Annotated in this window: 25 protein-coding genes; 19 read left to right on the top strand and 6 right to left on the bottom strand. The window is 62.2% G+C overall.

Annotation, left to right across the window (positions count from 1 at the left end; translation table 11 throughout):
- Nucleotides 1-64: 64 nt before the first annotated feature.
- The 12 genes from H559_RS0116260 to H559_RS0116205 all read left to right on the top strand — a co-directional run bounded on the left by H559_RS0116260 (nucleotide 65) and on the right by H559_RS0116205 (nucleotide 13209).
- Nucleotides 65-1351 (top strand): flippase, encoded by a 1287-nt coding sequence (locus H559_RS0116260; RefSeq protein WP_028453542.1) that lies wholly within the window; start codon nucleotides 65-67, stop codon nucleotides 1349-1351.
- Nucleotides 1348-2376: a glycosyltransferase family 2 protein gene (locus tag H559_RS20865; protein ID WP_051279668.1), complete on the top strand. Its 1029-nt coding sequence runs from the start codon at nucleotides 1348-1350 to the stop codon at nucleotides 2374-2376. Before H559_RS0116260 ends, H559_RS20865 begins: the two co-directional genes overlap by 4 nt.
- Complete coding sequence (locus tag H559_RS21965; protein WP_028453541.1) at nucleotides 2373-3464, top strand: glycosyltransferase; 1092 nt, start codon at nucleotides 2373-2375, stop codon at nucleotides 3462-3464. The genes H559_RS20865 and H559_RS21965 overlap by 4 nt, the downstream gene beginning before the upstream one ends.
- 232 nt (nucleotides 3465-3696) lie before the next feature.
- Nucleotides 3697-3924 carry a TM2 domain-containing protein gene (locus H559_RS0116245; RefSeq protein ID WP_028453540.1) on the top strand — a complete coding sequence of 76 codons (228 nt, stop codon included), beginning with the start codon at nucleotides 3697-3699 and terminating at the stop codon, nucleotides 3922-3924.
- Nucleotides 3896-4228 (top strand): DUF2752 domain-containing protein, encoded by a 333-nt coding sequence (locus tag H559_RS20855; protein WP_051279665.1) that lies wholly within the window; start codon nucleotides 3896-3898, stop codon nucleotides 4226-4228. Before H559_RS0116245 ends, H559_RS20855 begins: the two co-directional genes overlap by 29 nt.
- 86 nt (nucleotides 4229-4314) lie before the next feature.
- Nucleotides 4315-5121, top strand: coding sequence for a glycosyltransferase (locus H559_RS0116235; RefSeq protein WP_028453539.1), 807 nt, complete (start codon nucleotides 4315-4317; stop codon nucleotides 5119-5121).
- Nucleotides 5118-5960 carry a glycosyltransferase gene (locus H559_RS20850; protein WP_051279663.1) on the top strand — a complete coding sequence of 281 codons (843 nt, stop codon included), beginning with the start codon at nucleotides 5118-5120 and terminating at the stop codon, nucleotides 5958-5960. The genes H559_RS0116235 and H559_RS20850 overlap by 4 nt, the downstream gene beginning before the upstream one ends.
- Complete coding sequence (locus H559_RS20845; protein ID WP_051279661.1) at nucleotides 5953-7083, top strand: glycosyltransferase; 1131 nt, start codon at nucleotides 5953-5955, stop codon at nucleotides 7081-7083. The genes H559_RS20850 and H559_RS20845 overlap by 8 nt, the downstream gene beginning before the upstream one ends.
- Nucleotides 7080-8540: an undecaprenyl-phosphate galactose phosphotransferase WbaP gene (wbaP, locus tag H559_RS0116220; protein ID WP_051279659.1), complete on the top strand. Its 1461-nt coding sequence runs from the start codon at nucleotides 7080-7082 to the stop codon at nucleotides 8538-8540. Before H559_RS20845 ends, wbaP begins: the two co-directional genes overlap by 4 nt.
- 4 nt (nucleotides 8541-8544) lie before the next feature.
- Nucleotides 8545-8871, top strand: a complete 327-nt coding sequence (locus H559_RS0116215) for a low molecular weight protein tyrosine phosphatase family protein (RefSeq protein ID WP_028453537.1) — start codon at nucleotides 8545-8547, stop codon at nucleotides 8869-8871.
- A gap of 110 nt (nucleotides 8872-8981) precedes the next feature.
- Nucleotides 8982-10301, top strand: a complete 1320-nt coding sequence (gene argA, locus H559_RS0116210) for an amino-acid N-acetyltransferase (protein WP_028453536.1) — start codon at nucleotides 8982-8984, stop codon at nucleotides 10299-10301.
- Nucleotides 10302-10395: 94 nt separating this feature from the next.
- Nucleotides 10396-13209 carry an EAL domain-containing protein gene (locus tag H559_RS0116205; protein ID WP_155845468.1) on the top strand — a complete coding sequence of 938 codons (2814 nt, stop codon included), beginning with the start codon at nucleotides 10396-10398 and terminating at the stop codon, nucleotides 13207-13209.
- Nucleotides 13210-13306: 97 nt separating this feature from the next.
- On the opposite strand, the gene H559_RS20840 is transcribed toward H559_RS0116205, so the two are convergent.
- The 6 genes from H559_RS20840 to H559_RS0116175 form a co-directional block, all read right to left on the bottom strand.
- A complete protein-coding gene (locus H559_RS20840; RefSeq protein ID WP_051279655.1) occupies nucleotides 13307-14272 on the bottom strand; it encodes a septal ring lytic transglycosylase RlpA family protein in 966 nt (321 codons plus the stop codon).
- Between the two features lie 69 nt (nucleotides 14273-14341).
- Nucleotides 14342-15454 (bottom strand): rod shape-determining protein RodA, encoded by a 1113-nt coding sequence (gene rodA, locus H559_RS0116195; protein ID WP_028453534.1) that lies wholly within the window; start codon nucleotides 15452-15454, stop codon nucleotides 14342-14344.
- On the bottom strand, nucleotides 15447-17447 hold the full coding sequence (gene mrdA / locus H559_RS20835; RefSeq protein WP_081413114.1) for a penicillin-binding protein 2: 2001 nt from the start codon (nucleotides 17445-17447) through the stop codon (nucleotides 15447-15449). Before mrdA ends, rodA begins: the two co-directional genes overlap by 8 nt.
- Complete coding sequence (mreD, locus tag H559_RS0116185; RefSeq protein WP_028453533.1) at nucleotides 17444-17950, bottom strand: rod shape-determining protein MreD; 507 nt, start codon at nucleotides 17948-17950, stop codon at nucleotides 17444-17446. Before mreD ends, mrdA begins: the two co-directional genes overlap by 4 nt.
- Nucleotides 17950-18843: a rod shape-determining protein MreC gene (gene mreC / locus H559_RS0116180; RefSeq protein WP_028453532.1), complete on the bottom strand. Its 894-nt coding sequence runs from the start codon at nucleotides 18841-18843 to the stop codon at nucleotides 17950-17952. Before mreC ends, mreD begins: the two co-directional genes overlap by 1 nt.
- A gap of 69 nt (nucleotides 18844-18912) precedes the next feature.
- A complete protein-coding gene (locus tag H559_RS0116175) occupies nucleotides 18913-19953 on the bottom strand; it encodes a rod shape-determining protein (RefSeq protein WP_028453531.1) in 1041 nt (346 codons plus the stop codon).
- 235 nt (nucleotides 19954-20188) lie between these two features.
- On the opposite strand from H559_RS0116175, the gene gatC reads away from it, so the two are divergent.
- From gatC to H559_RS0116140, 7 genes are all read left to right on the top strand, one after another.
- A complete protein-coding gene (gene gatC / locus H559_RS0116170; RefSeq protein WP_028453530.1) occupies nucleotides 20189-20476 on the top strand; it encodes an Asp-tRNA(Asn)/Glu-tRNA(Gln) amidotransferase subunit GatC in 288 nt (95 codons plus the stop codon).
- A 79-nt stretch (nucleotides 20477-20555) separates the two neighbouring features.
- The gene (gene gatA, locus H559_RS0116165; protein WP_028453529.1) at nucleotides 20556-22001 is read left to right on the top strand and encodes an Asp-tRNA(Asn)/Glu-tRNA(Gln) amidotransferase subunit GatA; all 1446 of its coding nucleotides are present in this window, start codon (nucleotides 20556-20558) and stop codon (nucleotides 21999-22001) included.
- A gap of 21 nt (nucleotides 22002-22022) precedes the next feature.
- Nucleotides 22023-23450 carry an Asp-tRNA(Asn)/Glu-tRNA(Gln) amidotransferase subunit GatB gene (gene gatB / locus H559_RS0116160; protein WP_028453528.1) on the top strand — a complete coding sequence of 476 codons (1428 nt, stop codon included), beginning with the start codon at nucleotides 22023-22025 and terminating at the stop codon, nucleotides 23448-23450.
- A 53-nt stretch (nucleotides 23451-23503) separates the two neighbouring features.
- The gene (locus tag H559_RS22420; RefSeq protein ID WP_081413113.1) at nucleotides 23504-23779 is read left to right on the top strand and encodes a hypothetical protein; all 276 of its coding nucleotides are present in this window, start codon (nucleotides 23504-23506) and stop codon (nucleotides 23777-23779) included.
- Nucleotides 23776-24240 (top strand): PIN domain-containing protein, encoded by a 465-nt coding sequence (locus H559_RS22415; RefSeq protein WP_081413112.1) that lies wholly within the window; start codon nucleotides 23776-23778, stop codon nucleotides 24238-24240. Before H559_RS22420 ends, H559_RS22415 begins: the two co-directional genes overlap by 4 nt.
- A gap of 878 nt (nucleotides 24241-25118) precedes the next feature.
- Nucleotides 25119-25655: a CbrC family protein gene (locus H559_RS0116145; protein ID WP_028453526.1), complete on the top strand. Its 537-nt coding sequence runs from the start codon at nucleotides 25119-25121 to the stop codon at nucleotides 25653-25655.
- Nucleotides 25656-25666: 11 nt separating this feature from the next.
- Nucleotides 25667-26557 carry a histone deacetylase family protein gene (locus H559_RS0116140; RefSeq protein ID WP_028453525.1) on the top strand — a complete coding sequence of 297 codons (891 nt, stop codon included), beginning with the start codon at nucleotides 25667-25669 and terminating at the stop codon, nucleotides 26555-26557.
- Nucleotides 26558-26600 lie beyond the last annotated feature (43 nt).

Raw genomic sequence — 26600 nt, 5'->3', positions numbered from 1 at the left:
CCGGTTCGCACCGGGCTTTGCCCCGTGCTTGATTTGGAGACGCTGGTTTTTCCAACAGCAGCTTATGTCGCTCGATTCCCGCCTCAAATCCACCATTTATGCGCTCTATCTGATCCAGGGGCTGAATTATCTGGTGTCCTTCGTTACCTTTCCGTTTCTGGCGCGCACGCTCGAGCCAGCCGGTTTCGGGGTGATGAACTTTGCGTTTGCCATGGTCCAGTACGGCGTACTGCTGACCGATTTCGGCTTCAACCTGTCGGCGGTACGCGACATTGCCCAGGTGCGCGATGACCCCCGAGCCGCTGCGCGCGTGTTCTGGCGGGTGACATGGGCCAAGACGCTGCTGATGGGGGGCTCGTCGCTCATCCTGCTGTTGCTGACATTCACGCTGGGCAGCTGGCGCGCGCACGCGGATGTCTTTCTCGCCAGCCAGCTCTACATCCTGAGTTCCGTGCTGTTCCCGATCTGGTATTTCCAGGGCTTCGAGAAAATGCAGCTGGCCTCCGCCATGATGGTCGTTGCGCGGGTCATGACGCTCGGTTTCCTGCTGTTCTGGGTGGACGGGCCCGAGGATGTGCTACTGGCCGTTGTGCTGCAGGCTGCGCCGCAGGTACTGGCTGGCCTCTTCTGGTGCGCGACTGGCTGGGGCGTGAGTCGCCCGCCTTGGCTACGGGTCAGCCTTGCCGAATTGCGCGAGGCATTGCACGCCAGCTGGCCATTCTTTCTGTCGGCGATTTCGACCAGCCTGTACACAACCTCGACTGCCGCCCTGCTGGGGAGTTTTGCCGTTGCGGCACAGGTGGGCCTGTTTGCTGCCGCCAGCAAGCTGATTTATATCGCGCAGGGCTTGCAGGGGCCGCTGGTGCAGGCCACCTACCCGCGCATTGCACAGCTGGCCGCCCACGACAGGCCTGCCGCGCTGGCGCTGATCCGCCGCGCCTGGAAACTGCAGGGCGGAATCGGCCTGCTGATGGCGCTGGGACTGGTGCTGGTAACGCCTGTCATCGTCTGGATTCTGGGCGCCGAGTATGGTGGAACGGAGCCGGTGCTAGTCGTGATGGCGCCGGTCATCCTGCTTGGTGCGCTCTCCTATGTCTACGGGCAGCAAACGCTGCTGGTTTTTGGCTACGAGCGCTATTTCAGTCGCGTACTGGTGGCGGCAGGCCTGCTGAATGTGGTGCTGATGCTGCTGGCACTCTCGCCCTGGGGGCTTCCGGCGCTGCCTGGCATTGCGAGCCACCTGCCCGAGCCGGCGGTGCGCGCCGCGCTGTGCGTGCTGGCGGTGGAAGCCTTCATCGTTGCGGCCTTCTGGTGGCGTGCGCGCCGGATTCATGCGGAGATTGCGGGATGACGGATACGCTCGTCAGTTTTGTGCTGCCCTGTTTTAATGCTGAAAGGTATCTGCAGGAAACCATTGATGCCATTTGCCTGCAGACGTATACCCATTGGGAGTGCGTGGCACTTGATGATGGCTCGACCGATGGAACGCTGACGATTCTGCAGGCGGCCGCTGCAAGAGATTCCCGTTTCCGCATCATCAGTCGCGAGAATCGCGGCCTGATCGCCACGCTCAACGAAGGTGTCGCAGCGGCAAAGGGCGAGTGGATTGCCCGCATCGATGCCGACGATATCTGTATGCCCGAGCGACTGGAAAGGCAGCTGGCGCGCTTGCAGCAAACCGGCGCCGACATCTGCGGCGCCTGGGTGCGTTTCTTCGGAGATCGCCAGGGCGAGTGGCATCTGCCGACGACGAATGCCGGCATTCGCTCGATGCTGCTCTTCAATGCCGCGCTTGCGCACCCGACCGTGCTCGCACGGCGCAGCCTGCTGCTGGCGCACCCCTATCCGGCGAACGCCCGCCACGCCGAGGATTACGCGTTGTGGTGCGAGCTGGCGCTGGCCGGTGCGACCTTTACCGCCGTTCCCGAGGTGCTGCTCGCCTACCGCACGCACGCCGGCCAGATAACCCAGGGCAAGCGCGACGAACTGCGGGTCACCGCCCAGCGTGTACGCCAGGCTTATGCGCAAAGCGCATTGCCGGTATCGCTGCAGCCGCTCGCCGAAGAATTCGCTGCGCTGGCCGAGCCGGGCAGGGTGCTGCAAGCAGCCGAATTCCGCGCCTTCGTCGACATCCTGCGTCAGCTGGCCGTGATGCTTGAAGGCGCGCGCGGCGTACTGGGCGAGGTCTGGCTCGATGCGCTGCAACGGACAAAGGGTGTCAATCTGGGCTTCCTGCCCGGGTTGATGCTGCTGCATGCTGCGATGCCCCTGCCAGCTTCGGAGTTGCCCAAATGGCGCAGGCAGCTGCTGCGTCTGACCCTTAGCGACTGGCTGTGGCAGAAACTGAAGCCGGGGCAGAAAGGGGGGCGCACATGAAGGTCGCCATCTTCCTGCGTGATCTGGGTCTCGGCGGCGTCGAGCGCTGCGCGGTGCTGGTGGGCGAAGGTCTGGTTGCGCGCGGCTTCGACGTCACGCTGGTCTTGCTTGGCGGCAATCGCAATCTGTGGGCTTCGCGCATCCACGGTGTGAAGGTTGTCGATCTGTCCGGCGAGTGGCGGCCACTCAAGCCGCTGACATGGCTGCGTGGCTGGCGCGCTGCACGACGCATTGCCATTGATCACGATGTGGTGATTGCAGGGACCTTCCTGCTGCCGCTGTATATGGCTTATGCGGCAACGCGAGGCCTGGGCAAGCGGGTGCTTGCCTGGGTGCACGGGCCGATGTACGAGCTCGACGACTTCGCCCGCATGAATCCGGTTCACCGTTTCGCCTGCCAGTACATCTATCGCCGGCTTGGCGAACTGGTTTTTGTTTCGCTGCACGCCCGCGATTCACTGGCCCGCTGGTTGCGCCAAGAACCGGGCAAGGGCTGGCAGGTACTGCCCAATTTCATCGATGATGATGCGGGGGCTGCGTCACCAGCGGCTGCTCCGGTGGCAGTCCGGGGCTCTGGCGATCCGCTGCGCCTGCTCTTTGTCGGCCGCATTGCCGTAGAAAAGCAGCCACAGCTGTGGCTGGATACGCTGGCCGCACTCGCCGCGAAAGGCGTGGCAGCGGCCCTGACCATCGTGGGCGACGGCCCGCTGGAGGGCTGGCTGCGTGCTGAGGCCGGGGCGCGCGGTCTGGGCGACAGACTGACATTCGCGGGTCGGCAGGATCATGTCACACCCTATTTGCACGATGCCGATGTGTTGCTGCTGACGTCGAGCTTCGAGGGGTGTCCGCTGGTGGTGCTTGAAGCCATGGCGCTGGGCTTGCCGGTGGTCTCGACCAATGCCGGTGGTGTCTACGAGCTGTTCGGTGAGCGCCGCTGCGACTTCGTGGTGGAAGAGGCCAGTGGCGAAGCGCTGGCCGCGCTGATTGTCGCGCTGGACCGGCCAGTTCTGTCGGCATTCCTGCTGGCGCGGGCACGCCACTATGCGGCGGCGGCGACGCTGGAGCAATGGGCTGCGCTGCTGCGCTGATACCCCCTGCGGCTGCGGTCGGTGTGAGGCGCATCACTGGCATGGCGTTGTCATTTTGTGCTGCGACAGCATTCCTTTCGGGCTGGACAGCAGGAAAGCAGAATTACCGGGTTTTCCTGTAAATAATTGTTATTTAATTACAACAATTTCCTCCCGCAGCGTTTGCAAGCGGGCAGATTTCACCCAGAATCTTACGTTCTTTGAATTGTTTTCCATGACTGGAGATAAGACTGTGAGCGATCAAACTGGTGCAGTTTCTGACAAGCAATGGCTGACGACCCTGCTGCTGGCCTTTTTCCTGGGCAGCCTCGGTGTGCATCGTTTCTACACCGGCTACACCGTGATCGGTGTGGTTCAACTGCTGACTCTCGGCGGTTGCGGCATCTGGGCGCTGATTGACATCATCCTGATTGCCATCGGCAAATTCACCGATGCGCAAGGTCGCCCGCTTGCACGTTAAGCCGTTCGACGTGCTGCTAGCGCTGGCGCCGGCATTCCTCGGGATGCTGGCGCTTTTCTTTCCAGGCGCCCTCCTGCAGTATGGCCCGCCCTGCCTGTTCAACAGCGTCTTCGGCTGGGAGGACTGCTGGGGTTGCGGCATCACCCACGCCATCATTGCCCTGCTGCACGGTGATGTGGTCGCAGCCTGGGAGCACAATCCGCGCAGCCTTATCGTCCTGCCTCTGCTGATGCTGGTCTACACGCGGCATCTGCATGGTCTGCTGAAGCGGCGCGATCGCACCATCATCAAGCCAGCCACCTGACATCGCAGTCGCACAGACTGTTACTGCTGCATGGCGAAGGGTGCCTGAAAGACCGTTAAAATGCGGTTTTGCCCTGTCGTCCCGCCATGAACCGCGCCGCCTTACTGATTCCGCATTACAACAACCCTCAGGGGCTGCTCGCGTCGCTGGCATCGGTGGGCCCTGATGAACCGGTGGATGTCTTTGTCATCGACGATGGCAGCACCCGCGCGACGATCGACGAAGCCGCTGCGCAGGCCGTGTTTCGCGCACGGGGCGAGCTGCATTTTCTGTATCTGCCGGTAAATGCCGGCATCGAGTACGCACTCAATACCGGGCTGGAAGCGATGCTGGCCGCCGGATACGAATTCTGCGCGCGGCTGGACTGCGATGACCTGAATGTATCCGACCGCATCCGGCGCCAGATGGCGTTTCTGGATGCACACCCGGAGGTGTATCTGGTCGGTAGCGCCGTCACCTTTTTTGACGCCTCGGGTGACCGCTTCACGATCCGCCAGCCGCAAACGCACACTGAGATCGTGCGGCAGATGCACAAGGACAATGCCTTCACCCATCCGGCGGTGATGTTCCGCATGGCGGGCGTGCGCGAAATCGGCCTGTATCCGCTGGATTGCAAGGCGGCAGAAGATTTTGCGTATTTCTGGCAGTTCGTTACTCGCTACCAGACGGCCAACCTGCCCGACGTGCTGGTGAAAAGCGAATACAACGACAGCGGCATATCGCTGAGCCGCCGCCGCCAGCAGCAGGCGATGCGCCTCAAGCTGCTCGCGCGCCATTTCGACTGGAAACCGGCCTCAGTTCTGAACATGGGCAAGGCGTTGGCCTCATTCGCGCTGCCCTTATCGGTGACGCGGGGCATCAAGAAACTGCTAGGCCGCAAGGATTGGGCATGACCGAACAATTGCACCGTCAGCCCGTGCTGCTGCTGATCCCGCATTACAACAACCCGCAGGCGCTCAATGCCTCTCTGGCATCGATTGGCGTCGACGAGCCCTGCGACGTGCTGGTCGTCGACGACGGCAGCACGCGCGCGCCGATTGACGAGGCCGGCGCGCGTGCGGCGTTTAAGGGGCGCGGCGTGCTGCGATTTCTCGGATTGCCGCAGAACAAGGGCATCGAGGGGGCGCTGAACGCGGGCCTGCAGTGGGCCCAGTCGCGCAGCTATGAATTCATCGCCCGGCTGGATTGTGGTGACCTGAATGTATCTGACCGCATCCAACGCCAGTTAAGCTTTCTGGAGCAACACCCCGAGGTGTATCTGCTCGGCGGTGCCGCGCGCTTTGTCGACCAGCAGGGCGTCGAGCAATTCGAATTGCGCCATCCCGAACGCCATGAGGACATCGTGCAGACGATGCGCAAGAACTCGGCTTTCGTCCATCCGGCGGTGATGTACCGCACCGCAGGGCTGGCAACGACCGGGCTGTATCCGCTGGATGCGCCGGCGGCCGAGGATTACGCGCTGTTCTATGCCTTTGTGCGGCACTTCAGGGTGGCCAATCTCGCTGATGTGCTGATCCATTACGAACTCGATCCGGGCGGCATTTCTCTCTCGAAACGTCAGAAGCAGCTTGCCTCGCGGCTGAAGGTGCAAAAGGCCAACAGCGACGGCTCGCTGGCGGCGCTGGCCGGCCGGCTGCGTACGCGCGGGCTGATGCTCATGCCCTATGGGCTGGTGTTCCGGCTGAAGGCCGCATTGCGGCGCACCTCGCGCAAGGCCACGAACGATGACTGAGCTGCCTGCGGTATCCAGCCGCCACCATATCGTGCACGTGGTTGAATCGTTTGCCGGCGGCACGCTGTCGATGGTGACGGTGATGGCCAACGGTCAGGCTACTGATGGCCATCGCGTGACCGTCATCCACTCGCAGCGCGAAGATACACCGCTTAACTGGCGAGAATTGTTCCACGCGGAGATCCATTTCATTCACGTGCCGATGTGCCGTGCGATCAATCCGCTGCAGGATTTCCGCGCTGGGCGCGCGCTGGTGCACTGGCTGACGGAGCTTTCTCCGGATGTGGTGCACCTGCATTCGAGCAAGGCCGGTGCGCTGGGGCGCCTTGCCAGCCTGTTCGTCAGGCTGCCACGCACGCGCTGGTTCTTCTCGCCGCATGGCTTGTCCTTTCTGCAGCGCGAAGCGGGGCGGATCAAGAATCTGGTGTTCCTGCTGCTGGAGAAGCTGCTGGCGCATATTCCGGTGAGCTTTATCGCCTGCTCGGACAGCGAGGCTGCCAAGATTCGACGTACCCTTGGGGGTACGGTGCTGGTAGTCAATAATTCTGTAGATTTGGCGGCAATACCCCGTTTGAATAATGGCGGGCAGCGCCTGCGCATCGGCATGGCCGGGCGGGTGACCACCGCGCGCAATCCCGAGCTGTTTGCCCGCATCGCCACCGCGCTGACCCAGCCCGGCGTCGAATTCGTCTGGATCGGCGGCGGTGAGGGGGCCGGCGAGGCGGCGCTGAAGAAGGCCGGTGTTACGTTGACTGGCTGGCAAACGCGTGCGCAGACGCTGGCACAACTGGCCACGCTGGATATCTACCTGCAGACCTCGCGCTGGGAAGGGCTGCCGGTGGCGGTGCTCGAAGCGATGGGCGCCGGCCTGCCGGTGCTGGCGACCGATATCGACGGCAACCGTGATCTGGTGGAAAACGGCATTACCGGCTGGCTGTGCCGCGATGCCGACGATTTCATCGCCCGCCTGGCGGAGCTGATCGACCATCCGCCGCTGCGCCGCGTACTCGGTGCAGCCGGACGTGCGAAAATCGAGCGTGGCTATACGCTGGCCACCATGATGCGTACGCTGTACGCCGCCTATGGCCTGCTGGCACAAGGCAAGAAAGAGGATACCCCGTGAGTAGTGAAAAACACCTGCAGCCCGAACGGGCCAAACCCTGGCTGGCGCTGGCCGACCTGACTGCCCTGCTGCTGTCGTTCGCGCTGGCTCTGCTGCTGCTGTGGCTGACGCGCTATCACCGCATCAGCGCCAGCTTCGCCATGTGGTGGCAGTGGGAAGGGCAGCAGCAGGCGCTGGCCTTTCTGGGGCTTTCGCTGATTACGGTGGCGAGCTTCTGGGGGCGCGGACATTACAGCCTGCGCATGCCGTTCTGGGATGAACTCGGCGCGGTACTGCGCTGGTTGTTCATCGCAGCGCTGTTGAATGGCATGCTGGTGCTGCTGGGCAAGTACACGGTATCGCGTTTCCTGTGGCCGGTATCCTGGGGGCTGGCCATGCTGCTGCTGCCGGTGTTCCGCGGCCAGATGAAGCGCTTGCTGCTCAGGCTGCGCATCTGGCAGCTGCCGAGCGTAATTCTCGGGTGCGGCAGCAATGCGCAGGATGCCTGGCATGCCCTGCACAGCGAGCGCCTGCTCGGTTTCGAAATCCAGTCCTTTGTCGCCATTGATCCGGCAGCGCCCGGCAGCCTGGAGCTGGGCGAGCGCAGTGTGCCGGTGGTGCGCCTGACTCCCGAGCAGCTGCTGGGCTGGCTGAACGAGCAGGGCAAGCCGCACGTGGTGATCGCGCTGGAGGCCGAGGAGCTGGCGCGTCTTGGTTCCCAGATCGAGCAGCTGAGTCTGAGGTACAAGGACATCCACGTGATCCCGCCGCTGGGCGGCCTGCCGCTCTTTGGTGCGATTACCAATCACTTTTTCAGCCACGAAGTGCTGCTCTTGCGCGTGACCAACAATCTGACGGTCAAGCCGCTGATGCTGCTCAAGCGCGCGTTCGATCTGTTCGGCGCTACCTGCGGCCTGCTCGCGCTGGCGCCGCTGTTCCTGTATGTGGCCTGGCGCATCAAGAAGGAAGGCGGGCCGGGTGATGTGTTTTTCGGCCACGTTCGTGTCGGCATGAACGGCAAGCCGTTCAAGTGCTGGAAATTCCGCACGATGGTGCACAACTCGCAGGAAGTGCTGGATAAACTGCTGGCAACAGATGCCGACGCACGTGCCGAGTGGGACAAGGATTTCAAGCTGAAAAACGACCCGCGCATCACCCGGATTGGTGCATTTTTGCGCAAGACCAGTCTGGATGAAATTCCCCAACTGTGGAATGTGCTGCTGGGTGAAATGAGCCTGGTCGGCCCGCGCCCGGTCATTGAAGCCGAGCTGGAACGCTACGGCGAGCGTGTCGATTTCTATCTGGAAGCACGCCCGGGGCTCACCGGGCTGTGGCAGGTGTCGGGGCGCAACGATACCACCTACGATGAACGCGTGGCGCTGGATGCCTGGTATGTGAAAAACTGGAACCTGTGGTACGACATCGCGATTGTCTGCAAGACGGTCAAGTCGGTGGTGGCCGGGCGCGGGGCATACTGAGCGGATGATCCGCGTGCTGTTCGTCTGCAGCCGCAACCGCCTGCGCAGCCCGACCGCCGAGCAGGTCTTTGCCGGTCTGCCGGGGGTGGAAACCGCATCGGCCGGGCTGGCGCCCGATGCCGAGCTGCCGCTGGATGCCGATTTGCTGGCCTGGGCGACGCTGGTTCTGGTGATGGAGAAAACGCACCTGCGCCGGTTGAAGCAGCGCTTTGCGCGGCAGCTGCAGGGCAAGCGTGTGGCGTGTCTGGACATTCCTGACAACTACGCCTTCATGCAGGATGAGCTGGTGCAGCTATTGCGAGCCAGAGCCAGTCGATATTTACGGCTTTGATGGGTATTTGCTTGTATCCATTGCAAATAAATGGCTGTGGATTTATGGGTGTGTATGTATGTCGGCGCGTGCCGGCGTGCGCGGGTGGATTTTGAAAGGCAGGTATTGCTATGCATGATTTCGTCGAATGGTTCCGTCAGGCCGCCCCCTACATCCACGCCTTCCGTGGTCGCACCTTTGTGATCGCGCTGGGCGGCGAGGTGGTGCGTGATGGCAAGTTCGCCACGCTGACGCACGACATCAACCTGCTGACCAGCCTTGGTGTGCGGCTGGTGGTGGTGCACGGTGCCCGCCCGCAGATTGACGCCCGCATGGCGGAAAAGGGGCTGGAGCCGCAATACCTGCACGGCCTGCGCGTCACCGACGCCGAAACCCTCACCTGCGTGATCCAGGCCGTCGGCCAGGTGCGCGTCGAAATCGAATCGTGGCTGTCGATGGGCCTGGCCAATTCGCCGATGGCCAATGCCGACATCCGCGTATCGGCCGGCAATTTCATCACCGCGCAGCCGATGGGTGTGCGCGACGGCATCGATCTGCAGTACACCGGTGAAGTGCGCAAGGTCGATACCACGGCGATCCGCTACCGGCTCGATGATGGTGAAATGGTGCTGCTCTCCACACTGGGTTATTCGACTACCGGCGAGGTGTTCAACGTGCCGCTGGAAGATGTGGCCACCAAGACCGCGATTGCGCTGCGTGCCGACAAGATGCTGTTCCTGTTCGGGCAGGACGGTGTCGTCGATCTGAAGGGCGAGCTGCTGAACGAGCTGACCGCGCTGGAGGCCGAGCAGTTTCTCGCCGAGCACCCGGATGCCAACGAGGACATCCGCCTCTACCTGCCGTGCGCGATCCGCGCGGTGCGGCAGGGGGTGGCGCGGGCGCACCTGATTTCGCATCATGTCGACGGCTCGCTGCTGATGGAGCTGTTCACGCATGACGGCATCGGCACGATGATTTCGCGCGAATCGCTGGAAACATTGCGCGAGGCGACCATCGATGATGTCGGCAAGCTGATCGCACTGATCGAGCCGCTGGAAGACCAGGGCGTACTGGTCAAGCGCGGCCGCGAGCTGATCGAGCGCGAAATCCACCGCTACTCGGTGCTCGAGCACGACGGCAAGATCATCGGCTGCGTGGCCATGCACCCCTTCCCGGACAGCAATATGGCCGAAATGGCCTGTCTGGTCGTGCATCCGGACTACCGCGAACAGGATCGCGGCGAGCAATTGCTGCGCCACATCGAGCAGCGCGCGCGCCAGCAGGGCATCCGCCAGCTCTTCGTGCTGACCACGCGCACCGCCCACTGGTTTCTCGAGCGCGGCTTTGTGCAGGCCACCGTCGATGCGCTGCCGATGGAAAAGAAAGAGCTTTACAACTACCAGCGCCGCTCGAAAGTGTTCATCCGGCAAATTACAAAGACGGGTGGCTAGGCTGTCAGCCAAAGCTCTGCTACCCTCGGGGGAATGTCAATAATGCCCGCGCCGGACCCTCGTGCCGGCGGGTCGAGCCCAGGCGGAGATCCCCTTGCGACTGCGATTACCCGGTTCCCTGCGCAGCCGTATGTTGCTGTTGTCGCTCTTGCTGCAATGCGTGTTGCTGGCTGCCGTGTATCTCGGTGCCGAAGCGGTGTGGCAGCGTGCTTCGCGCGAGGCCTTGCAGCAGCACACGGCAACGATGTCACGCATGCTTGGCACCGCGGTTGCCAGCCTGTGGAGCGAGGGCGAGCGCGATCATCTCTCGGCCATGCTGGAGGCGTTCCGCGCACCGGACAACGTCGATTATCTGGTCGTGCGCGACAACGCAGGCGCGATCATTGCCGTGCGGGGCTGGGATGTCCGCCAGCCCCTGCCCGAGCCAACTCAGCTCGAATCCGGTTCCGACATTCCGCAGCTGCTGCATGTGCGCACACCGGTGCGCCTGGGCTATGCCCGCATGGGCGAGCTTTACTATGGCATGTCGACCCAGGGTGTGATGTCCAGTCTGCAGGAAACGCTGTCGCTCAATCTGCTGGTGCTGATGGGCGGGCTGGCCATCAGCGCGTCACTGTTGCTGTGGCTTGCATACTGGATGACGCGGCAGCTCAACCGCCTGGTGGGGGTTGTCGAGCAGGCCGCGGCCGGACAGGACTTCCAGTTGCCGGAAACCGTCGGGCGCGATGTCGATTCGCATCTGCTGACACGCTTCCATGCGCTGGCAGGGCAGATCCGTGAGCGCGTGCGTTCGCTGCAGCACAGCGAGGCGCGTTTTCATGCACTGGCGGATTACACGTTTTCGACCGAGCTGTGGCTTGATCCGCACGGCAAGCTGCTGTGGGTGAACGCCTCGGTCGAGCGGCTGACGGGCTACCGTGTTTCCGAGTGCGCACTGCTGGACAATTTCCCGGTCGGCCTTGCGGTTCCGGACGAGCGGGCCCGGCTGGCCGAAATGTTGCGCCGGGCGCTGAGCGAACGCAGCAGCGGTGCCGATTTCGAATTCCGTGCCGTTCGCCGCGATGGCGCAACATTCTGGGCCGCTGCATCGTGGCAACCGCTGTATGACGCGCAGGGCGAATGGCTGGGCGTGCGGGCGAGCCTGCGCGACATCACCGAGCAGAAGGAAGATCGCCTGGCACTGCGCCGTACGCTGATCGAGATGCAGCAGATCCAGTCGCTCGGCGAGAGCTATCTGCAGCGTGCAGAAGCCGAGCGCTCGCGCCTGATGGCACTGCTGTCGGCCATGCGCTTCGGTGTGCTGTTCGTGGATGACGAGAACCGTATCATTTTCCACAATCCGGCCTTTTCGGCCTTCTGGGGTCTCCCCGCCGATGTGCAGCTCAATGGTCGCCCGCTCGGGCAGGTGTTGCAGCTGGCACAGAATCAGCCGGCGCTCAACGATATGGCGGTCTACTACCTCGAAGAGCTTGCCCTCTCGGATGACCGCGTCGATTTCGGCATGCTGACCATGAACGATGGGCGCGTGATCACGCAGTATTGCTACCGCGTGCTTGATACGCAGGGTCACACCAATGGCCGGATGTGGATTTACGAGGATGTGACACAACAGCGTGTCATGGCCGAGCGCATGACAAGTCTGGCCGAGCGGGATGCGCTGACCGGTCTTTACAACCGTCATCGCTTCCAGCAGGAACTCGAGCGTCTCTTTGTCGAAGCCGAACGCCATGGTCGGCCACTGGCACTGCTGTATTTCGATCTCGATGAATTCAAGTTTGTGAACGATACCTTCGGTCATGGCAGCGGTGATGAATTGCTGGTGGCGATCGCGCAGGAAATCGGGCGGCTGGTGCGGCACGATGAAATCCTTGCCCGCCTTGGCGGCGACGAGTTCGCGATTCTGGTGCCGGGCTGCGATGAAGAGGCCGCCGGCCTGATGGCCGGGCGGATTGTTGCGGCTATCGGGCAGATCCAGTTCCGTACCGGCAGCCATTCGCTGCACCCCTCTTCGTCGCTGGGCGTGGCCATCTATCCGCAGCATGCTGCCACCCCGGCCGATCTGGTTGCGCATGCCGATGCGGCGATGTACCAGGCCAAGGGGGCCGGCAAGTCCACCTGGCGCATCTACCGTGCCGATGCCGACCAGTCACAGCATGCGCTGGCGCGGCTGTCGTGGAAGGAGCGGATTAGCCATGCGCTTGAACGCGACGGCTTCGAGTTGCACTTCCAGGGTATCTATACCGCACAGACGCGCGAACTGGCGCATCTGGAAGCCTTGTTGCGCATGAAGGATGCCGAGCGTCCGGGCGAACTGTTCATGCCGGCCGGCTTCATTCCGCATGCGGAAAAAACCGGCAAGATCATCGAGATCGACCGCTGGGTCATCAGCAGGGCGATCAGCCTGCTGGCCGAGAAACCCGATGCGCCATCGATTGCCGTGAATGTGTCCGGGCGGTCGTTTGATGAACCGGGTCTGCCCGAGTTCATCGCCCGCGAACTGCGCCGGCAGGGTGTCGATCCGGCGCGGCTCCTGGTCGAGCTGACCGAAACCGCCGCGGTGTCCGATCTGCGCGATGCGCAGCGCTTCATCGATGCACTGCGCGCAACCGGCTGCAAGGTCTGTCTCGATGATTTCGGCGTCGGCTTTGCCTCGTTTGCCTACCTGAAACAGCTGAAGGCCGACGTGCTGAAGATCGACGGTCTCTTCGTGCGCGATCTGCCGAACGACCGTGACAGCCAGATATTCGTGCGCGGCATGGTGGCGATGGCGCATGACATGGGCAAGACGACGGTTGCCGAGTTCGTCGAAAACCAGGCCATTCTCGACATGCTCATCGAATTCGGCATCGATTACGTGCAGGGCTACCATCTGGATCGCCCGCAGCGCGATCACCCCGGCTTGCGCTAGATGGGGGTATTGCCACCAGGCCCTTTGATTGAAAGGGCTTGATGGTAATACGGGGTTGTTATTTCTGCCTGGCAGCGGGCTGCATGCCAGCAGCCAGCTAGCGGGCGATCACCGCCTGCAGATTGTGGCTGCCCGTCAGCCGTTCGGCGGCGGCCAGTGCGGCCTGACGGTCGGCAAAGGGGCCGAGGCGCACGCGCCAGAGGTTGCCTGCCTGTTTCATTCCCAGTCGCGCCAGATCCTGCTCACCCAGTTCGCGCGCCAGATGCTGGCGGAAATTGTCGGCATTGGCCTGCGAGGAGAACGCGCCCAGCTGCAGATAGACACCTGCGCCATCCTCGCTGACCGGCACCGTTGCCGGGGCCGCTTCAGGCGCGCGCGGTACGGGTGTCACGCGCGCAGCCTGCTGCTGCAGCGCGGCCGGCGCATCGCCGGGCAGCAGGCTTTCCACGCGCACCTGGCTGCTGCCCTGCCCGGCGTAGCCCAGGCGGCAGGCGGCCAGGAAGGACAGGTCGATCACGCGGCCTTTCTTGAACGGGCCACGGTCATTGATGCGCACGATCACGCTGCGGCCATTGCTCAGATTGGTGACGCGCGCATAGCTCGGTATCGGCAGGATGGGACTGGCGGCCGTCATGGCAAACATGTCGTAGATTTCGCCATTCGAGGTTTTCTGGCCGTGGAACTTGCGGCCATACCAGCTGCCTATGCCTTCCTCGCTGAGCTGACCGGGTGCCTTGAGCGGTGTGAACGACTGGCCGAGTACGGTGTACGGATTGTTCGCCCATTTGTGCAGCGGCTCCCAGCGGGGCTGGGCATCGGGGATCTGGTCAAGGTTGGCCGGCCAGTCGGCCGCCGGGCCGTCATCCTTGTAAAAGCCGCCGCCCTTGCTGGCGGGCGGCTGGTAACTGCAGCCGTAAGTACGGCTGTCGGTGCCGCTGCTGCCCGCGTCAGGGCCGGGAGAGGGCACGGGGGTCGGCCGTTGCGTGACGGGGGCGGGGGGCGTGCTGCTGCAGGCAGCCAGCAGCAGACCCAGCAGAACCGGATGGAATACTGTTTTTTTCATGGTATTGCCCTGCAGCCTTTCAATTGAAAGGGCTATGAGTCAGAACGTGGCCGGGTATGTCGTTGTGCCTCAGCGCTTCATCAGCTTGCGGTCGCGCTGGATGCTCATCAGAATGCCGAAGCCGGCCAGAATCGACACCATCGATGTTCCGCCATAGGACACCAGCGGCAGCGGTACGCCCACCACCGGCAGGATGCCGGACACCATGCCCATGTTCACGAAGGCATAGGTGAAGAAGGTCATCGCGATGGCGCCGGCGAGCAGTCGCCCGAACAGGGTCGACGCGGTATTGGCGATCATCAGGCCGCGGCCGATCACCAGCAGGTAGAGTACCAGCAGCAGGCCGTTGCCGATCAGGCCGAATTCTTCGCCGAAAACGGCGAAGATGAAGTCGGTGGTGCGCTCCGGAATGAAGTCGAGGTGCGTCTGAGTGCCGTTGAGCCAGCCCTTGCCGGTAACGCCTCCCGAGCCGATGGCGATCGTGCCCTGGATGATGTGGTAACCCGCGCCCAGCGGGTCTTCCATCGGGTTGAGCATGGTGGCGATGCGGCGGCACTGGTATTCGTGCAGGATGTTGATGCACCAGTCCCACTGCAGCACCACGTATACGAGCGTGCTGCCCGCCGCCGCCATCAGGCCCAGCAGGCGCCACGATAGCCCGGCAAAGAACAGCACGTAAAAGCCCGAAGCGCTGATCATCAGCGCGGTGCCGAGGTCGGGCTGCTTGAGGATCAGTGCGACCGGGATGGCGAGCAGGATCGCTGCACCGGCAAAATGCTTCCAGTTCAGCGTGGCCTCGAAATGGTGGAAAAACCATGCAATCGTCAGCGGCACGGCGATCCGCATCAGCTCAGACGGCTGGATGTGCGTGATGCCGATATTGAGCCAGCGCTGCGAGCCGTTCACCGTCTTGCCGACCAGCTCGACCAGAATCAGCAGGATGACGCCCAGAATGTAGCCGGGCAACGCCAGACGCATCAGCGTGGCCTGCGAAATGTTGGCGATCACCCACATGCCGCCAATGGCCACGCCCATGAACACGATCTTGTTCATTACCTTGTCGGCGTCCTGATTGGATGCCGAGAACAGCAGCACGGCCGACAGCGCGAATACCAGGCAGGTGAAGAGGAACAGCCAGGCGTCCACCGGCTGGCGGATGCGGTTCCAGAGTTGCTTAATCACCGGTGGGCTCCTCCTCGGTCACGCCGCTGGCCGGTGCGGCTCGCTGCACGGCCGATGCCACGCCGCTGGCGGTGGCTGGCGGTGCGGGCAGCTTGCCGGTCAGATAGTAGTCGAGCGTGGCGCGCGCAATGGGTGCCGCAGCCTGTGCGCCGAAGCCGCCGTTTTCCACGATGACCGCCAGCGCGATTTTCGGCTGCTCGACCGGGGCGAAAACGATATACCAGGAATGGTCGCGCATGCGTTCGCCGATCGCGCCGGCATTGTACTTGGCGCCTTTGAGCGAGAAGACCTGTGCGGTGCCTGTTTTCCCGGCCGAGGTGTACTGGGCGCCGGCAAAAACGCGTGTTCCCGTGCCGTACTGGTTTACGCCGACCATGCCCTTGATGACACGCTCGAAATGTTCGGGTTTCCAGTCGATGCGGCGGCTGGGCGTGCTGCCTACCGCGCGGCTCTTGCCGGTGACCGGATCAATGACTCGGGCCACGACGTGCGGGGTGTAGACCGTGCCGCGGTTGGCAATGATGGCAGTCGCGTGGGCCATCTGCAGTGGCGTATAGCTGTTGTAGCCCTGGCCGATGCCGATCGATACCGTTTCGCCCGAGTACCAGCGCTGCTGTTCGGGCTTCCTGAAGCGCTTTTTCTTCCACTCGGGGCTGGGCAGAATGCCGCTGCGCTCGCCGGGCAGGTCGATGCCGGTCTGCCGGCCAAGATCAAATTCGCTGAGGTATTTCGCGATATTGTCAATGCCCATCTGCACGGCCAGCTGGTAGTAATAGGTATCGCTCGACAGGGCGATCGAGCGGTCGAAGTTCATCGAGCCATAGCCACCGGGCTTGGAGTCGCGGAACTTGTTGTTGCCGTACATGAAATAGCCGGGGTCCGAAATGGTCTGGTGCACGAGCGGAAAATCCCCGTGCAGTGCGGCTGCCGCCATGAAGGGTTTGAAGGTCGACCCCGGCGGGTATTCGCCGCCCAGAGCGCGGTTGAGCAGGGGTTTGTCGGGCGATTCGTTCAGTTCTTTCCAGCTTTCCGAATCGATGCCGTCGACAAACAGGTTCGGATCGAAGCCGGGCTTGGAAACGAAGGCCAGCACGCCGCCGGTGCCCGGGTCGATGGCAACCAGCGCGCCACGGCGCTTGTCGAAGAGCTTCTCGACCACCTCCTGCAGCTTGATGTCGACCGTCAGCTGCAGATCCTGGCCGGGCTGGGGGGACTTGCGCGACAGGGTGCGGATCGCGCGGCCGCCGGAATCGATTTCAACCCTCTCGAAGCCGGTGACACCGTGCAGTTCTTCTTCATAGCTTTGCTCGACACCCAGCTTGCCGATGTGGTCGGTGCCGCGATAGTTGGCAACGTTGCCACCTTCTTTCAGGCGCTCGATATCCCGGTCATTGATGCGGCCGATATAGCCGATCAGATGGCTGGCCAGTTCGCCCTGCGGGTACTGGCGGAAGAGTCGAGCCTTCACCTCGACGCCGGGGAACTGGTAGCTGCTGGCGGCAAAGCGCGCGACTTCTTCATCAGAAAGCCGGATCTTGATCGGCAGCGATTCGAAATCCCTGGTTTCCTCCATCAGCTTCTTGAAACGGCGGCGATCCTTGGGCGTGATTTCGATCAGCGCATTGAGCCGGTCGATGGTCTCCTGCAGGCCGCCGGTTTTCGATGGCGTGATTTCGAGCGTGTAGGCCGAATAGTTGTGTGCCAGCACCTCACCGTTGCGGTCGCGGATGATGCCGCGCGGCGGCGAGAGGGGGACTAGCGAAATGCGGTTCTGTTCGGCCAGTGTCATGTAGCGGTCGTGCTGCAGCACCTGCAGCCAGAAGAAACGCGCGAACAGTGCGCCGAAGAGCGCAATTACCACCAGCAGTGCGACGCCAAGCCGGATCTGGAAGGTATAGCGGTCACGGTGCTCGTTGCGCAGGCCCGTACCGCCGAGCTGGCGCTGGTTCACCCCGCGGCGGGTGCGGAACAGCGAACGGCTGATGGATTTCATAACTCGTCGGAAACCGGCTTGCGCTGGTGCATCAGCATCAGGTTGGACAGCGGGGTCCACAGGACGGCAGCAATCGGCGCGCCGGCAAAATAGCCCGCACCGGGGAAGGCATCACCCAGCAGCATGCGCGTTGCCAGCATCAGCGCCTGCGAGAGCACCAGCAGCACCAGGGTGATCAGCGCCTGCTGCCAGAAGGGGAAAATCGCGAACTGGCGCTGGCGGGCCAGTACCAGATAGGCAATCACCCCGTAGGCCAGTGCATGCTGGCCCAGATAGCTGCCATCGGCCACGTCCATCATCAGGCCCAGTGCGAAGGCCCAGCCCACGCCGATGCGGCGCGGCTGGTGCAGCGCCCAGTACACGATCATCAGCGCGACAAAGTCGGGAGTGAGGCCCTGCAGTGCAGCCTGCCAGGGCAGCAGATTGCCGAGAAAGGCCAGTACAAAGGTGAACAGGATGAAGCCGAAGCTGACCGGGCGCAGCAGCTGTGAGGAAATGGGCATCAGTGTTTCTTCCTGGAAGCCTGTGCGGGAGCCGATGCCGTTTCCGGGTACGGCGCCTGTGCCGGCGCGCCATTGATGGCCAGCAGGTAGCTGTGCTGCTCGAACTGCGCCAGCGGCACACAGAAAATGCGCGCAAAGGCGCTGCCATTCTGGCGCTCGACTTTGGTTACGCGCGCCACCGGCAGGCCGGCGGGATAGATGCCGTCAACGCCCGAGGTGCTGAGGATGTCGCCTTCCCGGATATCGACGCTGGCGGGCATGTAGCGCACTTCCAGCGGCTGGTTGCGGCCCATGCCGTAGACGATGGTGCGCAGCTGGTTGCGCTCGACCATCACCGGCACCAGATGATCGCGATCGGAAATCAGGCGCACTTCGCTGGTCAGCGGGTGCACGCGGATGATCTGCCCGGCCACGCCGCGGTGGTCGACGACGATCTGCCCCGGCTTGATGTCGGCATCGCCGCCGCGATCGACGATCAGGCGGGCGGTGAACGGGTCGCGGCCGTTATACAGGATCTTGACCAGCTGGCGGCTGACCGGCTGGCTGGCCGCTGCGTTGTTGAGTTCGCGCAGCTGGGCGTTTTCGGCCTCCAGCGCGCGCGCGCGGATGGCCAGTGCGCTGGCTTGCAGGCGCTCTTCGTTCAGCCGGCGGTTTTCGGCCAGCAGATCTGTCTGGCGGCGCAGGAAGTCGCTGGCCTGCATGGCCGAGTCGATCGGCGCGGTGGCCAGCCATTGCAGCGGATAGACGAGCACGGTCAGCTGCTGGCGCAGCTTGTCGAGCAGGTGCAGCCTGGCATCGCTGATCAGCAGGACAAGCGAGAGGGCCGAAAAAACCATAAGCCGCGTAAGCGGCTTCGGACCCTGCTTGAAAAAGGCGGGTTGATTGGCGTGCATGCGATTCAACGTGGGTATTGCCCTGAAGCACTTATATTACAAGGGCTGCAGGGCAATACATTGGGGTGTTTAGTCGTTGGTGAAGATGCCGCTGGCCTTGTCGAGCTTGTCGATGGCCATGCCCGAGCCGCGTACCACGCAGGTCAGCGGATCGTCGGCAACAATCACCGGCAGGCCGGTTTCTTCCATCAGCAGGCGATCCAGGTCACGCAGCAGCGCACCACCACCGGTCAGCACCATGCCCTTTTCGGCAATGTCGGCGCCCAGTTCCGGTGGGGTCTGTTCCAGCGCCTGCTTCACGGCGGAAACGATCTGGTTCAGGGGTTCGGTCAGCGCTTCGAGGATTTCGTTGCTGGAAATGGTGAAGGAGCGCGGGATGCCTTCGGCCAGATTGCGGCCCTTCACGTCCATTTCGCGCACTTCGGCGCCGGGGAAGGCCGAGCCGATGCGCTTCTTGATTTCTTCGGCGGTGGTTTCGCCGATCAGCATGCCGTAGTTGCGGCGGATGTAGTTGATGATGGATTCATCGAACTTGTCGCCACCGACGCGCACGCTGTTGGCATACACGATACCGCCCAGCGAGATCACGCCGACTTCGGTGGTGCCTCCGCCGATGTCGACCACCATCGAACCGGTCGCTTCTTCAACCGGCAGGCCGGCACCGATGGCCGCGGCCATCGGCTCCTCGATCAGCTCGACCTTGCGCGCGCCGGCGCCCAGTGCGGACTCGCGGATCGCGCGGCGTTCGACCTGGGTGGAGCCGCAGGGAACGCAGATGACAATGCGGGGAGGGGAGGCAAACAGGCGGGAGGGATTAACTTTCTTGATGAACTGCTTGAGCATCTGCTCGGTGATGGTGAAGTCGGCGATCACGCCGTCCTTCATCGGGCGGATCGCATTGATGCTGCCCGGCGTGCGGCCCAGCATCTTCTTCGCTTCGGCGCCCACGGCCAGAATGGTTTTCTTGCCGGAAGGACCGCCTTCCTGCTGGATGGCAACGACGGAAGGCTCGTCAAGCACGATGCCCTTGCCCTGCATGTAGATCAGCGTATTGGCGGTGCCAAGGTCAATGGCGATATCGTTGGCGAAGTAGCCGGAAAGTCCAAACATCGGGTTTCTCGCAATGGAAATGGGAGGTTGCGATCAGGGTGGCCGGAATGCCGTCCACCGGGAATCTTGAATAAGCTTGTAGCGCGGTTTGTGTTGCAATGCAACATCGCGGCGCGCCGCCCGTCGTCTTGTTTTCCGCCCCGGATTTGCTGGCGCACCGGTTTGGGAGAAACAAACCGCGTATGATACCCTAATGCGTTGACGTTATTGAAGGCTTTGGCTGGGAATTTATACCATGTCACTCTCTCTGGAAGATGTAAGCCGCATTGCCCGCCTGTCGCGCATTGCCGTGACCGCCGATGAACTCGCGGCGACCCAAAATCAGCTCAACCGCATCCTGCATCTGATCGACGAAATGCGCGCCGTTGACACCACCGGCATCGAGCCGATGGCGCACGCCCAGGATGTCTTCCTGCGTCTGCGTGACGACGCCGCCACCGCCCCGGATCGCCGTGCGGCCTTCCAGGCTGTCGCACCGGCGGTCGAGAATGGCCTCTACCTCGTGCCGAAAGTCATCGAATAATCAGTTTCAACTGGGTATGCATCTGCAGCCCTCTGATTCGTTTGGCTACAAATCAATACCTGATCAGGTTTAATCAATCATGAAAACCGTCAAAGAATTATCCGCCGCACTGGCCGCCGGCCAGGTGTCGGCGGTCGAGCTGGCGCAGGACTACCTCGCCCGCATCGCCGCGCTCAATCCCAGGCTCAATGCCTTTATCACCGTTGATGGCGAAAAAACCCTCGCGGAAGCCCGCGCCGCCGATGCCGCGCGCGCCGCCGGCAATGCCGGGCTTTTGACCGGCGTGCCCGTTGCGCACAAGGACATTTTCTGCGCGGAAGGCTGGAAGACTACCTGTGGCTCGAAGATGCTCGACAATTTTGTGTCGCCCTACGACGCTACCGTGATCGCGAACGCCAAAGCCGCCGGTCTGGTAACGCTGGGCCGCGCGAACATGGATGAGTTCGCGATGGGCTCGTCGAACGAAAACAGCTTCTACGGCGCGGTGAAAAACCCCTGGGATCTGAACGCGGTTCCCGGCGGTTCATCGGGCGGCTCGGCCGCGGCGGTTGCGGCCGGCCTCGCGCCGTTTGCCACCGGCACGGATACCGGCGGCTCGATCCGCCAGCCCGCATCGTTCTGTGGCATTACCGGCATCAAGCCGACCTACGGCGTGGTGAGCCGTTACGGCATGATTGCCTATGCGTCTTCGCTCGATCAGGGCGGTGCATTTGCGCATACCGCGGAAGACTGCGCACTGTTGTTGAACGTGATGGCCGGTTTCGACGACAAGGATTCCACCAGCCTCGAACACGCCAAGGAAGACTACACCCGCGACCTCAACCAGCCGCTGGCTGGCGTCAAAGTCGGCCTGCCGCGCGAATACTTCGCCGAAGGTCTGGCTGGCGATGTCGCCGCCGCCATCGAAGCCGCGGTCACTGAACTGAAAAAGCTCGGCGCCACGGTCGTTGACGTGTCGCTGCCGAACACCAAGCTGGCGATTCCGTCCTACTACGTGATCGCGCCGGCGGAAGCCTCCAGCAACCTCAGCCGCTTTGACGGCGTGCGCTACGGCCATCGTGCGGCGAACTACGACGGCCTGGCCGACATGTATGAAAAGACCCGTGCCGAGGGCTTTGGCTGGGAAGTGAAGCGCCGCATTCTCACCGGCACCTATGTACTGAGCCACGGCTACTACGACGCCTACTACCTGCAGGCGCAGAAGATCCGCCGCATCATCGCCAACGATTTTGTCGCCGCGTTCAAGGACTGCGACGTGATCCTCGGCCCGGTGGCGCCGACCACCGCGTGGAATCTGGGCGAGAAGTCCGACGACCCGGTGGCGATGTATCTGGCCGACATCTACACCTTGGGCGTGAACCTCGCCGGCCTGCCGGCGCTGAGCATTCCGGTTGGCTTCGGCAGCAATGGCCGTCCGGTTGGCCTGCAGATCATCGGCAACTATCTGGGCGAAGCGAAGATGCTCAACGTCGCGCACCAGTTCCAGCAGGCGACCGACTGGCACGCTAAAGCTCCAATCCTATAAACCGGCACGAGGACAGCAATCATGAAATGGGAAGTCGTCATCGGGCTGGAAGTGCACACCCAGCTCACCACGCAATCGAAGATTTTTTCCGGCGCCAGCACCGCCTTCGGTGCCGCGCCGAACACGCAGACCGCCGTTGTGGATATCGCCCTGCCGGGCGCGCTGCCGGTGATGAACAAGGCAGCGGTCGACAAGGCCATCCAGTTCGGCCTGGCCATCGGCGCCAAGATCAACCAGAAGTCGGTGTTCGCCCGCAAGAATTACTTCTACCCCGATCTGCCCAAGGGCTACCAGATCAGCCAGTTCGAACTGCCGGTGGTTGAAGGCGGCGCGATCACGATCAATGTCGATGGCGTCGAGAAGGTCATCAACCTCACCCGCGCGCATCTGGAAGAAGACGCCGGCAAGTCGGTGCACGAAGACTTCCACGGCATGAGCGGCATCGACCTGAACCGCGCCGGCACGCCGCTGCTGGAAATCGTCTCCGAGCCGGAAATGCGCAGCTGGCAGGAAGCTGTGGCCTACGCGAAAGCCTTGTATTCGCTGGTAACGTGGATCGGCATCTGCGACGGCAATATGCAGGAAGGCAGCTTCCGCTGTGACGTGAACGTCTCGGTGCGCCCGGAAGGCCAGCAGGAATTCGGTACCCGCCGCGAAATCAAGAACCTGAACTCGTTCAAGTTCATGGAGCAGGCGATCAAGTACGAGGTGAACTGGCAGATCGGCGAAATCGAGGAAGGCCGCAAGATCCAGCAGGCCACCATCCTGTTCGACCCGGATACCGGCGAAACCCGGATGATGCGCTCGAAAGAGGACGCGCACGACTACCGCTACTTCCCCGATCCCGACCTGCCGCCGCTGGTGATCGCCGACGAGTGGATCGAACGCGTGAAGGCTACGCTGCCGGAACTGCCGGTGGCCATGCAGGCGCGCTTCCAGTCGCAATACGGCATCCCGGCGTATGACGCGACCACGCTGACCAGCTCCAAGGAAATGGCAGCGTTCTTCGAAGCGGTGGTTGCCGCCGGCGCGGATGCCAAGCTGGCATCGAACTGGATCATGGGCGACGTGTCGGCCACACTGAACCGCGAAGAGAAGACCATCGCCGAGTCGCCGGTGTCCGCCGAGGCGCTGGCACTGCTCATCAAGCGGGTGATGGACAACACGATCAACAACAAGACCGCCAAGGACGTGCTGAAGAAGATGTGGGAGTCGGGTGATTCCGCTGACACCATCATTGAGCGCGATGGCCTGAAGCAGGAAACCGACACCGGCGCGATCGAAGCGATCGTCGACGCGGTGCTCGCCGCCAACCCGAAGGCGATTGAAGAATATCGCAGCGGGAAGGAAAAGGCGCTCAATGCGCTGGTGGGTCAGGTGATGAAGGGGTCTGGGGGCAAGGCCAACCCGGGGATGGCGTTGGAGTTGTTGAAGAAGAAGGTGGGTTAATTTCGCGAATTTGTGATGCCTCTTTGTACAGAGGCATCTATCAAGGAGGTTGTATGGATGTAAAACAGGCAGTAAAGATCGCCAAGGATTATGTATTAGAATTGTTTTCTGACGAGGAGCTCGTAAATGTAGGCTTGGAAGAGGTCGAGTTAGTCCAGCCAGATGATGAGTGGGTGGTAACAATAGGCTTCTCTAGACCTTGGGATGCGCCATCAAATACATTGGCCGCAATTGCGTCGGGTGGCCCACGTAGAGCATTTAAGGTCGTGACTATTTCTAATTCATCACATAATGTTTTGTCTGTTAAAGATAGGATTCTTAAAAATTGAAGTTAGGTTCGATCATTCTCGATACTAATCTTCTTCTGTTGTATGTTGTCGGAAGTGTCTCTCGATCTTATATTGCAAAACATAAGAGGCTGACGAGTTTTACCGAGCAGGATTTTGATGTACTGTCAAACATCGTTCGGAATTCAGATAGTGTCGTGTTGACCCCTAATATCTTGACGGAAACGTCGAATTTAGCGGCAAATATTGCGGACCCTGCAAAGACAGAGATATTTGTTTTTCTTGGTTGTGTTATTGCTGAGTTAAAAGAAAGTTATATCGCTAGTTGCGAAGTTAGCTCGAAGTTTGATTTTTTGAGGCTCGGCTTGACTGATGCTTCTTTGGTCGAAGTGTCGTCCCCGGAATTGATTGTTATTACCGCCGATTTGGATCTGCATTGTGCCATTCAAGGTCGAGGTGATTATTCGATTAATTTTAATCACATCCGAGATGGTTATTTGTAGCTCGTAGGATGGGTGGAGCGTAGCGATACCCATCACAAGATGTAATCGCTGCATGAACCCAACCGCCGACCATGTTCGGCGGTTTTGTTTTATGTGCCTGCGGCACGGTGTTTTCATGCCGGTTCCGCCCGGCGGACGGGAAGGAGGATTTGTCTCGGCAAATCCCCCTTCACCCCAAAGCCGAGCCCGGTCCGCCGGCCGCCTGCGGCGGCTGCCCTGCGATGCTCGTGGCGCTCAGCGGCTGGCTCAAACTCGGCCTGCGGCCTCAAGCAGTCGCCAGCCGAAACCCTGATCACCACTGCGCTTCTCGGCGGCTTCAGGGCGGGGCGTGCTAATTGGCAGCTATGGTGATTCGTAGGGTGGGTTAGCCAACGGGGTAACCCGCCATTCAATGACGGGTATGCAGCTGTAGCCTTTTAAATTATTGGGCTGTGTGGTTATAACTATATGGGTATGCCTAAATGTGTTTAGTGCGCGATGCCCTCGCAGCCGCCGAGAAGCGCAGCAGGCCACAGGGTTTCGCGGGTGAGATGTTTGAGCCCGTAGGGTGAGTTTCGAACCCGCGCTGTGGTTTGCGAGCATCGCAGGGCACCCCGCGCAGCGGGGCGGCGAAGCGGGCGCGCCTTCGGGGTGTCGGGGGGCTTGGCAAGACAAGCCCCCTGACGTGCCGCAGGGCACCCCCGGCATGCTAACACCGCGCCGCAAGCGCATAAAACCTAATGTGGATGAATTAAGCCGTCGGATTGCTTCCGAAGGTTTTGTTTTCCTGTGCCTGCGGCACGATGTATTTGCGCCGTGCCGAAGTGCAGGCAGGATGGCTTGCTTTGCCATCGCGCTTGTTGCCCAATGAGCGCTTTCCCGTTTGCAGGCCCTAGACCATGCCGCCTCTGCTCCGTTTCCGCTACCACCCCGACCCGCTGGCCACCGGCGCGATTGTTGCCAGCAACAAGCCATGCGTCTGCTGCGGGCAGGCGCGCGGGTTTCTGTATGCGCTGGCGCCGTACTCCGTGCACGACGATCTGGCGGAGGCGATCTGCCCGTGGTGCATTGCCGATGGTGCGGCCGAGGCGAAGTATGCGGCGAGCTTTGTCGACGATTATCCGCTATTGCAGGCGGGGCTGCCGCTGGCGGTGGTGAACGAGGTGTGCGGGCGCACGCCGGGCTATCCGAGCTGGCAGCAGGAGGTGTGGCAGCATCACTGCGGCGATGCCTGTGCCTTTCACGGAGAGGCAGGCCTCGCCGATGTGGAGTCGGCCAGCGCTGCGAGCATCGCGCTCTTCGCGCAGGATTACCCCTTCTGGCGTGGCGGCTGGGCCGCTTTTGCGGCATCGTACGTGCCAGGTGGCTCGGTCGCGCTGTACCGCTTTGTCTGCCTGCACTGCGGTGTGACACGCTTCGGTCTGGATCTGGCCTGAGCGCAGCTGCCATGAAAATCTTCCGCTCCGACCACTACCCGCTGCCGCTGCCGGCGGGCCACCGTTTCCCGGTGATCAAATACACCATGCTGTATGAGCAGGTAGCCCTTTTTGCGAAAGGGCTGTGTGTTGATACCCCCGTTGCCACGACCGACGAGCTGCTGGCGGCGCACACGCCGAACTATGTGCAGCGGCAACTGGCCGGGCTGCTGACGCCTGCCGAAGAACGCGTAATCGGCCTGCCGTGGTCGCCCGAGCTGGTGCTGCGCTCGCGGGCGTCGACCGGCGCGACGATTGCCGCGTGCCGTGCGGCGCTGGCCGAGGGCTGTGGGGTGAGTCTGGCCGGCGGCACGCACCATGCCTATGCCGATCACGGCAGCGGCTTCTGCGTGTTCAACGATTCGGCGGTGGCGCTGCGCGTGCTGCAGCGCGACGGCGCGATCCGCCGCGCGCTGGTGATCGATCTGGACGTGCACCAGGGCAACGGCACCGCACACATGCTGCGCGATGATCCTGCGCTGTTCACGTTTTCCATGCACGGGCGCAACAATTTCCCGTTCACCAAGGAAGCCAGCGACTGGGATATCGAACTGGACGACGGCTGCGACGACGCGGGCTATTTTGCGCTGCTGGCCGGTACACTGCCACAGCTGTTCGCGCTGGCCGCGCCCGATCTGGTGATCTATCTGGCCGGCGCCGACAGCTACGCCGGCGACCGGCTGGGCAAGCTGAATCTCAGCCGTGCCGGGCTGGCCGAGCGCGACCGTCAGGTGTTCGCTGCGTGCCGGCGCTTTGGCGTGCCGGTGGCGGTGACGATGGGCGGCGGCTACGCCGAGCCCATTGCCGAGACTGTCGCGATCCAGGCGGAAACGGTGCGGCAGGCGGTGGCACTGTTCGGCTGACATTGCCGTTTGCCGTTTGCAGCTGGCCAGCAACAGGGCAGCT

Origin of the sequence: Chitinilyticum aquatile DSM 21506, assembly GCF_000430805.1 — a bacterium.
Classification (GTDB): domain Bacteria; phylum Pseudomonadota; class Gammaproteobacteria; order Burkholderiales; family Chitinibacteraceae; genus Chitinilyticum; species Chitinilyticum aquatile.
The sequence above is the reverse complement of the archived record's forward strand: the minus strand, read 5'-3'. Positions and strand labels throughout refer to the sequence as shown.

Coding starts and splice junctions, on each gene's coding strand:
- H559_RS0116260 (WP_028453542.1), top strand. CDS start 65: ATGTCGCTCGATTCCCGCCTCAAATCCACCATTTATGCGCTCTATCTG.
- H559_RS20865 (WP_051279668.1), top strand. CDS start 1,348: ATGACGGATACGCTCGTCAGTTTTGTGCTGCCCTGTTTTAATGCTGAA.
- H559_RS21965 (WP_028453541.1), top strand. CDS start 2,373: ATGAAGGTCGCCATCTTCCTGCGTGATCTGGGTCTCGGCGGCGTCGAG.
- H559_RS20855 (WP_051279665.1), top strand. CDS start 3,896: ATGCGCAAGGTCGCCCGCTTGCACGTTAAGCCGTTCGACGTGCTGCTA.
- H559_RS0116235 (WP_028453539.1), top strand. CDS start 4,315: ATGAACCGCGCCGCCTTACTGATTCCGCATTACAACAACCCTCAGGGG.
- H559_RS20850 (WP_051279663.1), top strand. CDS start 5,118: ATGACCGAACAATTGCACCGTCAGCCCGTGCTGCTGCTGATCCCGCAT.
- H559_RS20845 (WP_051279661.1), top strand. CDS start 5,953: ATGACTGAGCTGCCTGCGGTATCCAGCCGCCACCATATCGTGCACGTG.
- H559_RS0116215 (WP_028453537.1), top strand. CDS start 8,545: ATGATCCGCGTGCTGTTCGTCTGCAGCCGCAACCGCCTGCGCAGCCCG.
- argA (WP_028453536.1), top strand. CDS start 8,982: ATGCATGATTTCGTCGAATGGTTCCGTCAGGCCGCCCCCTACATCCAC.
- H559_RS20840 (WP_051279655.1), bottom strand. CDS start 14,272: ATGAAAAAAACAGTATTCCATCCGGTTCTGCTGGGTCTGCTGCTGGCT.
- mrdA (WP_081413114.1), bottom strand. CDS start 17,447: ATGAAATCCATCAGCCGTTCGCTGTTCCGCACCCGCCGCGGGGTGAAC.
- mreD (WP_028453533.1), bottom strand. CDS start 17,950: ATGCCCATTTCCTCACAGCTGCTGCGCCCGGTCAGCTTCGGCTTCATC.
- mreC (WP_028453532.1), bottom strand. CDS start 18,843: ATGCACGCCAATCAACCCGCCTTTTTCAAGCAGGGTCCGAAGCCGCTT.
- H559_RS0116175 (WP_028453531.1), bottom strand. CDS start 19,953: ATGTTTGGACTTTCCGGCTACTTCGCCAACGATATCGCCATTGACCTT.
- gatC (WP_028453530.1), top strand. CDS start 20,189: ATGTCACTCTCTCTGGAAGATGTAAGCCGCATTGCCCGCCTGTCGCGC.
- gatA (WP_028453529.1), top strand. CDS start 20,556: ATGAAAACCGTCAAAGAATTATCCGCCGCACTGGCCGCCGGCCAGGTG.
- gatB (WP_028453528.1), top strand. CDS start 22,023: ATGAAATGGGAAGTCGTCATCGGGCTGGAAGTGCACACCCAGCTCACC.
- H559_RS22420 (WP_081413113.1), top strand. CDS start 23,504: ATGGATGTAAAACAGGCAGTAAAGATCGCCAAGGATTATGTATTAGAA.
- H559_RS0116145 (WP_028453526.1), top strand. CDS start 25,119: ATGCCGCCTCTGCTCCGTTTCCGCTACCACCCCGACCCGCTGGCCACC.
- H559_RS0116140 (WP_028453525.1), top strand. CDS start 25,667: ATGAAAATCTTCCGCTCCGACCACTACCCGCTGCCGCTGCCGGCGGGC.